Below are 13,239 nucleotides of genomic sequence, written 5' to 3' on the forward strand. Positions count from 1 at the left end.
CTTACGGGGAAAGGGAGTCTGCGGGGAGGGGGACGGACGGGGGAAACCGGAGGGCAGGGGTCAGCGGTAGGACGCGCGGGTGCGGACGCGGGAGACGGCCAGCAGCACCAGCAGGGTGGTGGCCATCAGGACCACGGCGACGGCGGAGCCGCCGAAGAGCGAACCGCGGTCGGTGGCGGTGAAGATCCGGACCGGGAGGGGCATCCAGTCCGGGGGGTAGAGCATCATCGTGGCGCTCAGCTCGCCCATGGAGAGGGCGAAGCAGAGGCCCGCGGCCGCGGTGAGGGACGGCAGCAGGAGCGGGAGGCGGACCCGCCACAGCACGTAGCCGGGACGGGCGCCGAGGGAGGCCGCGGCCTGCTCGTACGCGGGGTCGAGACGGACGATGGCGGCGGAGACCGACTGGTAGGCGAACGCCGTGACGAGAACGGTGTGCGCCAGGATGACGATCGAGCTGGTGCCGTTGAGGAGGACGGGCGGCCGGCTGAAGGCGACGAGCACGGCGAGGCCGACGACCACGGACGGCACGGCGACCGGCAGCACGAACAGGGCGTCCAGGCAGCGCTTCCCGCGCCTGCCGAGGGAAGCGGCGGCCAGCGCGGCCCAGGTGCCGACGGTGAGCGCGAGCAGGCTCGCCGCCAGGGCGGTGACCAGCGAGGTGGTCAGGGCCTGGAGGGACTCCCCGCGGACGGCGGCGGCGTAGTTCGCGGTGGTCGGGCCGGAGGGGAAGGCCCCGGACCAGTGGGTGGCGAAGGAGGCGGCGACCACCACGAGGAGGGGCAGGGCGAAGAGGGGCAGGAAGAGGACGCCGAACAGGCCCCAGGCGGCCCAGCGGCCGCCCTTGCTATGCACCAGCACGCTTGCCCACCACCCGGTAGAGGCCGAACAGGCCGACGGATATAGCGATGTTGACGACGGCGACCACGCAGGCGGCCGCGTAGTCGGATTCGAGGATCGCCTTGCCGTAGACGAGCATCGGCAGGGTCGTGACGTCCTTGGCCCCGGTGAACAGGACGATCCCGAACTCGTTGAGGCACATGACGAGGACGAGGCTGCCGCCGGCCGCCAGGGCGGGCAGGGCCTCGGGGAGGATCACCTGCCGGACGATCCGGGCGGGGCGGGCGCCGAGGCCCGCGGCGACCTCCAGCTGGGCGGTGTCCAGCTGGGAGAAGGCGGCGAGCAGCGGGCGCATCACGAACGGGGTGAAGTACGTGATCTCCGCGAGGAGGACGCCCCAGGGGGTGGTGAGGAAGTGGAAGGGGCCGTCCGCGACGCCGAGGACGTCGGTCCAGACGCCGTTGGCCATGCCGACCGTGCCGTAGATGAAGAGCAGGGCGAGGGTGATGAGGAAGGAGGGGAAGGAGAGGAAGACGTCGATGAACTTGGCGACGGCCCTGGCTCCGGGGAACGGCACGAACGCGATGACCAGGGCGAGGGTGAAGCCGAGGAGGAGGCAGCCCGCGGTGGCGCCGACGGCCAGCCAGACGGTGGTGCCGAGGGCCTCGCGGAAGGCGTTCGAGGCGAAGACGGCGGAGTAGGCGTCGAGGGCGCCGCCGCCGTTCTCGGGGGTGAAGGACTGCTGGACGACCAGCGCGAGCGGGTAGAGGAACACCAGCGCGAGCACCACCACCGGCGGCAGCGCCCAGACGGCGCGCGGGAGACCTCGGGGGGCCGGGTCGGCCCGTTCCGGCGGTGCCGTGCCGGCGGCGGCCCCGGCCGGGGCGCGGGTGGCGGCCGGGGCGGGAGCGGCGGCCGGGGCGGGAGCGGCCGGGGGCCGGGCCGCGTCAGCCATCGGACACCCCCGCCGCCAGGAGCACCGCGTCGCGGGGCTCGAAGTGCAGGGTCACCTCGTCGCCCAGCGCCGGGGTCTCCCTCAGCTCGGGCAGGTCCGCCTTCACGCGGTGCCCGCCCACGTCCACGTACAGCCGGTGCGTCGAGCCGCGCCACTGCACCTCGGTGATCGTGCCGCGCAGGGCGTTCGGGCCCTCGCCGAGCCCGAGCAGGTGCGGGCGTACGCACAGGGTGGCGGTGGAGCCAGGGGCCGCGCGTCCGGCGTCGAGGGCCAGCGTGCGGCCCGCGAAGACGGCGCCGCCGTCGGCCACCGTCACCGGCAGCAGGTTGGCGTTGCCGACGAAGGACGCGGTGAACTCGGTGCGCGGCGCCCGGTACAGCTGCTGCGGGGTGCCGCAGTCCTGGAGGCGGGCCCGGTCCATGACGGCGATCCGGTCGGCCAGCGTCAGCGCCTCTACCTGGTCGTGGGTGACGTACAGGATGGACACCTCGGGCAGTTCGCGGTGCAGCCGGGCCAGTTCCGCCAGCATCCCGGAGCGCAGCTGGGCGTCGAGGGCGGAGAGGGGTTCGTCCAGGAGGAGGACGCCGGGCCGGATGGCGAGGGCCCGGGCGATGGCTACGCGCTGCTGCTGGCCGCCGGACAGTTCGCGGGGGTAGCGGCGGGCGTAGGCGGCCATCCCCGTCATCTCCAGGGCCTCGGCGACGCGGGCGGGGACCTCGGCCTTGGGGGCCTTCTGCGCCCTGAGCCCGAAAGCGACGTTGTCCTCGACGCGCATGTGCGGGAAGAGCGCGTACTGCTGGACGACCATCCCGATGCCGCGCTTGTGCGGCGGCAGGGCGGTGACGTCCCGGCCGCCGATCAGCACCCGCCCGGAGGCGGGCCGGACGAAGCCGGCGACCGCGCGCAGGGCCGTGGTCTTGCCGGAGCCGGAGGGGCCGAGGAGGGCCATGACCTCGCCGGGTTCGACGGTCAGGTCGAGGGAGTCCAGGACGGTGGTGCCGTGGTAGGCGACCGAGACGGAGTCGAAGCGGATGCCGCTCACGACGGCTCCGCGGGGAGGGTGAGGAGGAGGGCGGGGAGTTCGGCGACGGAGCCGAGGACGTGGGTCGCGCCGTGCCCGGTCAGCGTGGCGCGGTCGTGGGCGCCGGTGAGGACTCCGGCGACGGTGCCGGCGCCGGCGCGGCGGCCGCTGAGCATGTCGTACGCGGTGTCGCCCGCGACGACGGTGTCGCGTACGTCGGCCACGGCGCCGGTGCGCAGGAACGCGGCCAGCACCATGTCCGGGTAGGGGCGGCCGCGGCCGCCCGCGTCGGCGGGGCACAGGGTGAGGTCGGCGAGGCCGTGCCAGCCGAGGGCGTCGAGGATGGCGTCCTGGGTGACGCGGGCGAAGCCGGTGGTGAGGGCGACGGTGTGGCCGGCGGCGCGGAGTTCCTCGATGGCGGCGCGGGCGCCGGGGAGCGGGGCGACGAGGCCGCCGTCGACGAGTTCCGCGTACGCCTCCTCGAAGGCGGAGTTGGCGAGCCGGGCGCGCTCCTCCGTGCCGAAGAGGTGGCGGAAGACGGAGATCTTCGACTCGCCCATGGTGTCGCGGACGTACTGGAGCTTCTCGGCGTGGGCGGGGGTGCCCGGTTCGACGCCGAGGCGTGCGGCGGCCTGCTCGAAGGCGCGCTCGACGAGACCGCCGTCGGCGACGGTGGTGCCGGCCATGTCGAGGACGACCAGCTTCTTGGGCTGCTCGGGGGCGTCGGGGGTGTTGGGGGTGTTGGGGGTGTTGGGGGTGTTGGGGGTGTTGGGGGTGTTGGGGGTGTTGGGGGTCATGCGGCTCACCAGCCCAGTTCGTTCGCGGTGGTCTCGGCTATGGCGGGCGAGCAGGTCATGCCGCGGCCGCCGGGTCCGGTCACCAGCCAGACGCCGTCGGCCACCTGCTGGCGGTGGACGACGCGGGTGGTGTCGGTGCACTGCGCGTACACGCCGGCCCAGCGGTTCCTGATCTTCGGCAGGGGCCGGCCGAGGAAGGACTCGACGACCTGGGTGAGGTGGTCGTAGGGGTCTTCGAGGGTGTCGAACGCGAAGGGGTGCTCGTACTCGTGGGTGTCGCCGATGGTCAGTCCGCCGTCCTGGCGCTGGACCATCAGCAGCTGCATCTTGTGCGCGGCGGCGACGGGCGTCTGGGCCTGCTCGGCGTTGAGGACGTCGAGCGCGTCGCTCCGGTAGGCGGGGTAGTAGCGGAAGCTGTCGGCGTCGGCGACGGAGGTGGTGAGCGGCTCGCCCAGCGGGGCGGTCTGCATCATCTGGAGCCGGACGCGGCGGACGGGCAGTTCGGGGGCGAGTTCGCGGACCAGGCCGGACAGCCAGGCTCCGGTGGCGAGGACGACGGCGTCGCCGCGGTGGACGTCGCCGTGGTCGTCGCGGACGGCGCCGGGGCCGGCCAGGTCGCGTACCTCGCGGCCGGGGACGAAGGTGTAGCGGCCGGAGGCGCGCAGGGCCTCGCGGAGGTGGAGCTGGGCGGTGCGCGGTTCGACGGCCGCGTCGCGCTCGCACCACAGGGCGGCCTCGAAGGCCCCGCGCAGGGCCGGGTTGACCGCCCGCGCCTCGGCGGCGGAGACCAGCTCGTAGCCGCGGGCGGCGGCGTCGGGGCGGGCGGCGGCCGCCTCGGCGACCGCGTACTCGCGGGCGTTGCGTACGGGGGTGAGGGAGCCGATGGCGCGGAAGCCCAGGCCGGGCACCTCCGCGCCGATCCGCTCCCAGAGCTCGCGGGCGCGCAGGGCGGTGTCGAGCTCCTCGCCCCCGGCCCGGCCGCTGACCCAGATCTGGCCGAAATTGCGCAGTGAGGCGCCGCGCGCCTCGGCTTCGCGCTCGATCTGGACGACCTCGTGGCCGCGTTGGACTGCTTGCCAGGCGTGCATGGTGCCGACCACGCCGCCTCCGACGACTATGACTCTCACGGCGTCCACGGTCTGCGCGGTCCGTGACCCGGAGGGAGCGCGGGGGCGACGGGGCAGTGAACAGCCCTCGACGCTTGGACTAGACCCGTTATCGTTCTGTTATTTGGATTGACTCCTGTTTGCCCGATTGGGGGTGATTCGGGCGGGGCTCCGGCGGCTACTCGGGCCGCAGGTGGGTCGTGAAGCTGAACCGGTCGCCACGGTAGAGCGAACGCACCCGTTCGAGCGGCCGGCCGTCCCGGTCCCGCGAGAAGCGGTGGATGAGCAGCATCGGGAGCGCGGGCGGGGTGCCGATCAGCAGGGCCTCGCGGGGGGTGGCGAGGACGGTCTCCAGCTTCTCGTCCGCGTCCCCGAAGGAGATGCCGAGGCTGTCGTGGAGGTAGCCGTAGAAGGAGGAGTCCGGCTGGAAATCGACGTCGAGGTGGGGGACCCGGGCCACCCGGATGTACGTGCTCTCCAGCCCGACGCGCTCGTCGTCGGCGAGCAGCACCCGCTCCAGGTGCCAGACGGGCTCGCCCGCCTCGGCGCCGATGCCGGGAGCGAGATCGGACGGGCAGGGGAAGCGCTCCAGGCCGATCAGGTTGCGGCCCGGACGACGGCCCTGGCGGCGCACCCCCTCGGTGTAGCTGGCGAGGGAGAGCGGCTGCTCCAGCTTCGGGCCGGCCACCACGGTCCCGCGCCCGGAACGGCGCAGCCGGCCTTCGAGCAGCAGCTCGCGCAGCGCTTGGCGCACGGTCTCGCGGGCCACCTCGTACCGCTCGGCGAGATCGCGCTCGGTGGGCAGCGGGCCGCCTTCGCCGAGCTCGTCGAGGAGGTCGGCAATGCGGGCCTTGACGGCGTAGTACTTGGGGATGCGGCCGTGCTCGGGGATGCCGGAGCGGACGGGCGAGCCGGGGCGGTGGGGCGGCGGGTTCTGGTCTTCCACCCTCGGACTGTACGCGGGGCAGGTGTACGGGGCGGGTGGTGCGGGGCGGGTGGTGCGGGGCGGGTGGTGCGGGCGGAGGCGCTACGCGGAGGCCCTGATCCTCCGCGCGCCGAGCAGCAGCCCGCCCCCGGCGGCGAGCGCGGCGACGGCCAGCCCGCCGTAGGCCCACTCGCGGGGGCCGGTGTGCGCGAGCGAGCCCGCCTCGGCCGGCTCCTGCGGCCCCTGCACCGAGAAGCGGTACCCGCCGGCCTCGCCGACCCACGCGCCGTCGTCGGCCTGGCGCTGGACCAGCGCGGCGTCGGCGACGACCTCGCCGAGGGGGGCGTCGGGGGCGAAGGCCAGCTTCACCTTGACGGTGGCCGAACCCCCGGCCGGGACGGAGAAGCCGGAGAACCGGCTCCCGCCGTCGAACACGGCGATGATCTCGTCGCGGTCGGAGCGCTCCAGGGTGACGGGGTAGGGGCCGCCGGGCGCCTCGAACTCCATCTTGAGGTGGGCGGGGCGCAGGGCCCGGGCGGGGTCGGTGAAGACGACCACGGGGTGGATGGCCGTGCAGGTCCCGCTGGTGGTGTTGGTCAGGTCCAGCAGCCAGCCCTGCGCCCCGGCACCGGCCCGGTAGACCGCCGGCCCGCCCCGGATCCGCGCCCCGATGGGGAACGCCGGGGCCTTGCCGTCGCCGCAGGTGGCGTGTGCCCGGGAGGGCAGCGCGGGGGCGGGGCGGGCCCCGCCGCCGTTGCCGATGTCGGCGGTGGCGGTGGCGGGGCCGACGGCGCCGAGGGCGAGCAGGAGGGCGGTGAGGGCCAGGGCGTTGCGGGTGTTGCGCAGTCGCATGGGAGACCCTTTGCTGCTCGCCGGACGGTACGGAAGGAAGGCGGGTGGAAGGCGGCGGACCGGAACAGAACGGACCGGAGGGAACCGAGCGGAAGGAACCGAGCGGAACCGAACGGAACGATGTTCGGACGAGGCGACAATCACCCCGCCCCGTGCCCGCACCCTGCCACGACCCCGCACCCCGGGACCCGCAGCCCACGCCCGAGCCCTGCCGGTTTACGCCCGAACGGCGGCCGGGGTCAAACGGGGCGGGCCACGGGCCGGTCGGCGATCTCCATGGCCCAGGCGCGGAAGGCCGCCCGGTCCCGCGGCGGCACCCGCAGCCCCTCGGGTGGCCAGCAGTTGATTCGGTTGTTGGTCATGGCTGGCGGTTGGCTGCCTCGTACGGGTGAACGGGAGGCGTTGCAGGCGCGGTGGCTTCTGTGAGACGTCAGTCTGAGTAGGGAACGTCCGTGCTGGTGTAGGGGATGGGGAGGGGGTGGCCGATGGCGCGCGGTGGGAGAAAGCGGGAGCCGAAGCGTGCACTGCGCGCGCTGGCCGAGCCATTCACCGTGTCTGCTCCCGCGGGTGCGCGGATCAGGGACCGTTTGCGCGTGTCCGCTGAGGATGCCCTGGTCTTGCGGGTCGTTGGCGGGCATCTCGGCGGGTGCGCCCGTGCCGATCTTGCTGAGCGGCTGCGGATTGGTCGGGTGGCGGTGAAGGGGAATCGGCGGGCGGAGCGCAAGCGGGCGCTGACGAAGGTGTCGTCATCGCGCTGGGCGGGGGCGATCACCCGCGCCAGTGAGGACCAGTACCAGCTCTCCCTGCGGTGCCTGTTCGATGAGCGGGCCTCCCTGCGCCGGGCCATCGCCGGGATCCGTCAGCGTCTGGCGGTGCCGTGCGGGCAGCGTGCGGGCGGTGTTCGGGGCTACCCGTGCCCGGCCGAACGTGCACAGAAGCAGCGCCGGTTGCAGGTGCTCACCGCGCGCCTGGCCGGTGTGGAGGCCCGTATCGAGGCCGGGCATCCGGCGGTCGTCGTAGGCGGCAGGCGGCTCGCCAAGGTGCGGCACCACCTCACGGAGGCCGGTCTCGGTGAATCCGGGTGGCGGGAGCGGTGGGAGGCGGCCCGCCTGTTCCTGACCGCCGACGGGGAGTCCGGGGCGCCGTACGGGAACTACACGATCAGTGTGGACCCGGCCTGCGGCACGGTCTCGATCGTGCTTCCCGAGCCCTTGCGGCACCTGGCGAACGCGCCACGCGGCCGCTACCGCCTCGCCTGCACCGTCATCTTCAACCACCGCCGGGGCGAGTGGCTGGACCGGGTCACCGCCAACCGGGCCGTGCGCTACGACATCACCCACGACCCCGAACGTGGCCGCTGGTACCTCGACGCGTCCTGGTCCACCCCGAATGCGGTTCTGCCCACCCCGGTGGAGCTGGCTGCCACCGGTGTGCGGCTGCTGGCCGTGGACCTCAACGCCGGCCACCTCGCCGCCTGCGTCATCGACGCGCACGGCAACCCGGTGGGCCGGCCCGTCACCGTCCCCGCCAGCCTGACCGGACCTGCATCACAGCGCGACGGACGACTGCGGCAGGCGATCAGCGAACTCATCCACCTCGCCAAGGCGAACGGCTGCGCCGGCCTGGCGATCGAAAACCTCGGCTTCGACGACGCCCGCGCCACCGGCCGCGAAACCATGGGCCGCGGCAGACGCGGCAAGGCCTTCCGCCGCACGGTCGCCGGACTCCCCACCGCCCGCTTCCGGGAACGCGTGCGCGGCATGGCCCACCACGCGGGGCTCGTCGTCGTCGCGGTCGACCCCGCCTACACATCCCGCTGGGGCGGCCAGTACTGGAAGGCCCCACTTCAGCAGCAGTCGAAGACCACGATCGTCACCGGCCACCACGCGGCCGCAGCGGCGATCGGCAGGCGCGCCCTCGGACACGGGGCACGGCGTCGGCCAGGTGTGACCGCACACGACCAGAGGATCGTGGAGCGGAGAGCTACCGGCCAGACCGTGCCCCACCCGAGGGCGTGCGGGACCGCGAGCCCGCCAAGGACCACAGGCACGCCCCACCAGGGCACCAAGACCTGCCGGGACCGAAGCGACCAGCTCGCGCTGCTCTCCGTTTCCCAAGACCGTTCGGGGAGACAACCGGCCAGCCCGGTTCGCGGCGATCCGGCCCACAGCGGCCAACATCGCTAGGAACGGTACGAGATCGGAGCCGGCCGCGTCGAGGAGGTCGGCGAGGCCGAGGTGGCACCAGTCCCAGTGCACACCGTTGTAGGAGGCCATGAGCGGGCCGACCCGCTCGCGGATCCGGGCCGCCTCGGCGCTGCCGATCCCGTTGCGCGCGAGCCGGTCCAGGGTCTCCGACTCGTGCCGGGTGTCGAACGCGGTGTCGAGGAAGGGTTCGAGCAGGTCGCCCCAGACATGGGGGCGGCGGCCCACCGGGATCCGGTGGCCGGCGCAGAACCGCTCCAGCTCGGCGGCATCCTGCGCCGACACGAACACCGTCTCCCCCCGCACGGTCCGCACCTCGGCGGACTCGCGGCAGGATCGGCGTCCCTGACGTCCGCCACCGGCAAGACCGCCCACGGCGGCCCGCCGGCAGGCACGGAACCGGGGAACCGGCCCCGGTGGCCCAGGACATGGATGCTCACCGCCGCCATCCTGCCCCAGCCGCACCCCGCGGAACAGGCCCGAGGCCACCCCCGCCCCGGGACCAAACCGCGGGGGGCGGGCGGAGCTCCCGACCCAGGGTGCAGCACCCAGGGTTCGGGGCGGAGCCCCCGACCCGGCGCGCGGGCCCGGGGCCCGGGGCGGAGCCCCCGGCCCAGCCCCACCGGCGCTTGAGGTGCGGGGTTCGGGGCGGAGCCCCGAGGAACGGTGGAAGGGCGGGTAGGGGACCGGCCCCGCGCAGCGACCCCGCCCCGCCGGCCCGGCCCCGCCGAGGGCACGGCCCACCCCGCCCCGCCCCCCGCCCGGCCAGGGCAAGGGCAAGGGTCAGGCCCAGCCGAACACCCGCCCCCGCACCAGCGCCGCCGCCCCCTCCGCGACCCCGCCCGGGGAACGCGTGACCGACGGCGGATGCTCCAGCAGGACGCGCGACGCCAGCACCGCGCGGACACCGGCCACGAAGGGCTCCGGGTGCGCGTCCACCACCCGTCCACCGAGCAGGATCCGGTCCACGTCCAGCAGCGCGGCCAGGTTCGCCGCCCCCTCCCCCAGGATCCGCGCCGCCTCCGCCAGGTCGCCCCGGGCCACCGCCGCCAGGCAGAGCGCCTCCAGGCAGCCGCGCCCCCCGCACCGGCACGGCGGGCCGTCCAGCCGGAGCACCTGGTGGCCGAACTCCCCCGCCGCCGAGCGCGCCCCCCGGTGCACCGCCCCGTCGATCCGCAGCCCGGCCCCGAGTCCGGTGCCGACGTGGAGGTACACCGTGGTGCCAGAGCCCGGCCCGCCCGGGGCCCCCGGCCCGCCCGGGGCCCCCGGCCCGCCCGGAGCCCCCGCCGCGACCCCGGCGTTGGTGTCCTTGTCCAGCACCACCGGCAGCCCCAGCCGCCCCGCCAGCACCTCCCGCAACGGATACCCCGCCCAGTCCGGGAACCCCGTCACCCTCCCGAGCACCCCGCTGCGCCAGTCCAGCGGGCCCGGCGCTGCGGCGCCCACACCGAGCAGCGGCGGCTCCGCCCCCGCCTCTCCGGAAACCCGCGCGACCGCTCGTACGACGGAATCCACCACCGCCCCGGGGCCGGCCCCGAAGTCCAGCGGCCCGCTCCACCGCGCGACCACGCCGCCCGCCAGGTCGACGCGGACCGCGCTCAGCTCGTCGCGGTCCAGGTGCACCCCGACCGCGTGCCGGGCCCCCGGCACCAGCCGCAGCAGCGTGCGCGGCTTGCCGCCGGTCGAGGCGCCGCGGCCGGCCTCGGCCACCAGCCCCTCGGCCGCGAGCCGGGCGGTGATCTTGCTGACGGCCTGCGGGGTGAGCCCCGTCCGCGCCGCGAGCTCCGCGCGGCCCAGTCCCGGCGCCCCCGCGGCGCGCAGCAGGTCCAGCAGCAGCGCCTCGTTGTGCCCGCGCAGCGCGGGCAGGTTCACCCCGCCCCGACCGCTGCCGGCCTCGCCGTCCCCGTTGCCCCTGTTCACCAGCCCATTGTCCACCCTCCTTGCACTTACGCAACGCTGTTGCCAAAGTGTTCCCATGACCACCACCCCCACGCCCACTCCCACTCCCACCTCCACCTCCACCTCCCCGCTGCGCGTAGCGCTCATCGGCTACGGACTCGCCGGCTCCGTCTTCCACGCCCCGCTCGTGTCCGCGACCGACGGCCTCCTCCTCGACACCGTCGTCACCTCCGACCCCGGCCGGCAGGCCCAGGCTCGCGAGGCCCACCCCGACGTCCGCATCGCCGCCTCCGCCGACGAGCTGTGGCAGCGGCCGGACGCCCCCGACCTGGTCGTCGTCGCCTCCCCCAACAAGACCCACGTCCCCTTCGCCACCGCCGCCCTCACCGCCGGCATCCCCGTGGTCGTGGACAAGCCGCTGGCCGCCACCGCCGCCGAGGCGTACAGGCTGGCCGCGCTCGCGGAGCGCACCGGGACCTTCCTCTCCGTCTTCCAGAACCGCCGCTGGGACAACGACTTCCTCACCCTGCGCCGCCTCCTCGCCGACGGCGAGCTCGGCGAGGTCCAGCGGTTCGAGTCCCGCTACGAGCGGTGGCGCCCGCAGCTCAAGGGCGGCTGGAGGGAGTCCGGGGCCCCGGAGGAGATCGGCGGCCTGCTGTACGACCTCGGAAGCCACGTCGTCGACCAGGCACTGGTGCTCTTCGGCCCGGCGGTGCGCGTGTACGCGGAGACCGACGTGCGCCGCCCGGCCGCGGAGGCCGACGACGACACGTTCATCGCGATCACGCATGCGAACGGTGTCCGCTCCCACCTCTACGTCAGCGCGACCGCGGCCCAGCTCGGCCCGCGGTTCCGCGTGCTCGGCTCGCGCGCCGGCTACGTCAAGTACGGCCTGGACCCCCAGGAGGCCGCCCTGCGCGAGGGGCTGCGGCCCGGCGGCGGCGACCCCGACGCGCAGCCCTGGGGCGAGGAGCCCGAGCACCTGTGGGGGCGGCTGGGCTCCGGCGAATCCCCCCTGACCGGCGGCGGAATCCCGGTGCGCACTTCCCCCGGCGACTACCCCGCGTACTACGCCGCCGTCGCGGAGGCCCTGCGGACTGGCGGACCGGCGCCGGTCACCGCCGAGGAGGCGGCGCGCTGCCTGGCGGTGCTGGAGGCGGCCCGCAGGTCCTCCCGGGAGGGCGTGGCCGTGGAGATGGGATCCGCCTGATGTGATCGGCCTTTGTCGAAAAATCGATGCATAGAGCACCGAATTGCGATCTATCCTGCACAGGCTGCTGATCATCACACATGTGAAGAACGGAAACCCTGCCTGTGAAGCTGCCCCGGATCGCGTCCGTCGTGGCCACCGCCGCGATCGCCCCGGCTGTCCTGCTCGCCTCGCCCGCCTTCGCCGCCGACTCCGGGTCGGCGGCGGCCCCGTCGTCGCCGACCGCGCCCGACCAGGACCCGCAGGCCGGCGCGAAGCCCGCGACGACCCCGGCGAAGACCCCGGCCGAGGACCCGGCAGCCCAGTACCGGGCCCGGATCCAGCAGATCCTGAACGACCCGGCGAGCGGCCCCGGCGTCCGCAAGGCCGCCGCGGAGGCACTCAAGGGCGACGCCAACGCGATGCGGCACTTCCTGGACGTCGAGCTGGCAAGGCAGCAGTTCGACGACGACTACGTCCGGATCTCGCAGATCATCGACCGCGGCGGGAAGGCCGTGCAGGCCGCGGGCAAGGAGACCCTGCGCAAGGAGAACCAGGACGCCTTCACGGCGTTCCTGAAGGAGGGCCAGCACGTCGCCCGCCTCGAAGACGACCGCGTCGAGATGATGCGCATGCTCAACGGCGCCGGCCGGGGCATCACCCAGGCCGTCAACGACCTGATGAGCCACGGCACGCGCGAGAAGATCCGCGAGTTCGTCGCCACCCGCCAGCACAAGGTCCGCGCCGAGGACGACCGGGTCGCGCTGCTCGGCATGCTGAAGGACGCAGGACCGGGCCTGAAGGAGGGGATCGTCAAGCTCCTCGAAAGCAACCCGACCCCCGAGCAGCTGCGCGCGTTCATGCTGAAGGAGCAGCACGTACTCCGCGACGACGACAACAGGGTCGACATCGCGAGGATGGTCGCCAACGCCGGCCCGGAACTGAAGAAGGCCGCCCTCGCCGCCCTCAAGGGCACCGCGGCGGACCGCACGGAGTTCCTCAAGACCGGCCAGCACGTGGCGCGCGCCAAGGACAAGGCCGCCGGCCACACCGGCGGCTCGGGCACCACGGGCGGCACCGGGACGGGCACGAACACCGGCACGAACACCGGCACCGGCACCGGCACCGGCACCACCGGCGTGGTCCAGCCCGCCGTCGCCAAGGGCACCGGCGGCAACGCCCACGTCACCCCGGCGGGCGGCTCCGGCTCCACCCCGCTCGCCAGCACGGGCGCCGGCTCCGAGACGTGGATCGCCGGCACCGGCGCCGCCGCGCTCGCCGCGGGCGCCGGCCTGGTCGTCGCCAACCGCCGCCGACGCACCTCGGCCGAAGGCTGACCGGCTCAGCCGTCACACACGCAGGGAGGGGGGGGGGGGGGGGGGGGGGGGGGGGGGGGGGGGGGGGGGGGGGGGGGGGGGGGGGGGGGGGGGGGGGGGGGGGGGGGGGGGTGAGGG

General features: G+C 74.7%; 12 protein-coding genes. 3 read left to right on the forward strand and 9 right to left on the reverse strand.

All coding sequences use genetic code 11. The annotated features are described in order from the left end of the window. Positions 1–60: 60 nt before the first annotated feature. The 8 genes from AC07A6_RS08820 to AC07A6_RS08855 all read right to left on the reverse strand — a co-directional run bounded on the left by AC07A6_RS08820 (position 61) and on the right by AC07A6_RS08855 (position 6,855). Positions 61–858, reverse strand: a complete 798-nt coding sequence (locus tag AC07A6_RS08820; protein WP_478776583.1) for an ABC transporter permease — start codon at positions 856–858, stop codon at positions 61–63. Beyond that, positions 845–1,792 carry a 2-aminoethylphosphonate ABC transporter permease subunit gene (locus AC07A6_RS08825; protein ID WP_478776584.1) on the reverse strand — a complete coding sequence of 316 codons (948 nt, stop codon included), beginning with the start codon at positions 1,790–1,792 and terminating at the stop codon, positions 845–847. The genes AC07A6_RS08820 and AC07A6_RS08825 overlap by 14 nt, the downstream gene beginning before the upstream one ends. Continuing rightward, the gene (locus AC07A6_RS08830) at positions 1,785–2,834 is read right to left on the reverse strand and encodes an ABC transporter ATP-binding protein (RefSeq protein ID WP_362461869.1); all 1,050 of its coding nucleotides are present in this window, start codon (positions 2,832–2,834) and stop codon (positions 1,785–1,787) included. The genes AC07A6_RS08825 and AC07A6_RS08830 overlap by 8 nt, the downstream gene beginning before the upstream one ends. Next, positions 2,831–3,610 carry a phosphonatase-like hydrolase gene (locus AC07A6_RS08835; RefSeq protein ID WP_478776585.1) on the reverse strand — a complete coding sequence of 260 codons (780 nt, stop codon included), beginning with the start codon at positions 3,608–3,610 and terminating at the stop codon, positions 2,831–2,833. Before AC07A6_RS08835 ends, AC07A6_RS08830 begins: the two co-directional genes overlap by 4 nt. Positions 3,611–3,615: 5 nt before the next feature. Continuing rightward, positions 3,616–4,737, reverse strand: coding sequence for a TIGR03364 family FAD-dependent oxidoreductase (locus AC07A6_RS08840; RefSeq protein ID WP_478776586.1), 1,122 nt, complete (start codon positions 4,735–4,737; stop codon positions 3,616–3,618). 157 nt (positions 4,738–4,894) lie between these two features. Further along, the gene (locus tag AC07A6_RS08845) at positions 4,895–5,662 is read right to left on the reverse strand and encodes a GntR family transcriptional regulator (RefSeq protein ID WP_362461878.1); all 768 of its coding nucleotides are present in this window, start codon (positions 5,660–5,662) and stop codon (positions 4,895–4,897) included. 81 nt (positions 5,663–5,743) lie between these two features. Continuing rightward, positions 5,744–6,493: a hypothetical protein gene (locus AC07A6_RS08850; RefSeq protein ID WP_478776587.1), complete on the reverse strand. Its 750-nt coding sequence runs from the start codon at positions 6,491–6,493 to the stop codon at positions 5,744–5,746. A 239-nt stretch (positions 6,494–6,732) separates the two neighbouring features. Further along, complete coding sequence (locus AC07A6_RS08855) at positions 6,733–6,855, reverse strand: hypothetical protein (RefSeq protein ID WP_478776588.1); 123 nt, start codon at positions 6,853–6,855, stop codon at positions 6,733–6,735. A 333-nt stretch (positions 6,856–7,188) separates the two neighbouring features. Between AC07A6_RS08855 and AC07A6_RS08860 the strand changes: the two genes are divergently transcribed. After that, positions 7,189–8,679 carry a hypothetical protein gene (locus AC07A6_RS08860; protein WP_478776589.1) on the forward strand — a complete coding sequence of 497 codons (1,491 nt, stop codon included), beginning with the start codon at positions 7,189–7,191 and terminating at the stop codon, positions 8,677–8,679. Positions 8,680–9,480: 801 nt separating this feature from the next. Here the strand turns inward: AC07A6_RS08860 and AC07A6_RS08865 are convergent. Beyond that, positions 9,481–10,617: an ROK family transcriptional regulator gene (locus tag AC07A6_RS08865; RefSeq protein WP_478776590.1), complete on the reverse strand. Its 1,137-nt coding sequence runs from the start codon at positions 10,615–10,617 to the stop codon at positions 9,481–9,483. Positions 10,618–10,672: 55 nt separating this feature from the next. On the opposite strand from AC07A6_RS08865, the gene AC07A6_RS08870 reads away from it, so the two are divergent. Together AC07A6_RS08870 and AC07A6_RS08875 are read left to right on the forward strand one after the other, a co-directional pair. After that, positions 10,673–11,806 (forward strand): Gfo/Idh/MocA family oxidoreductase, encoded by a 1,134-nt coding sequence (locus AC07A6_RS08870; RefSeq protein ID WP_478776591.1) that lies wholly within the window; start codon positions 10,673–10,675, stop codon positions 11,804–11,806. A 104-nt stretch (positions 11,807–11,910) separates the two neighbouring features. After that, on the forward strand, positions 11,911–13,122 hold the full coding sequence (locus tag AC07A6_RS08875; RefSeq protein ID WP_478776592.1) for an ALF repeat-containing protein: 1,212 nt from the start codon (positions 11,911–11,913) through the stop codon (positions 13,120–13,122). Positions 13,123–13,239: the final 117 nt, after the last annotated feature.

It is taken from the genome of Streptomyces sp. NPDC044002, assembly GCF_056434525.1.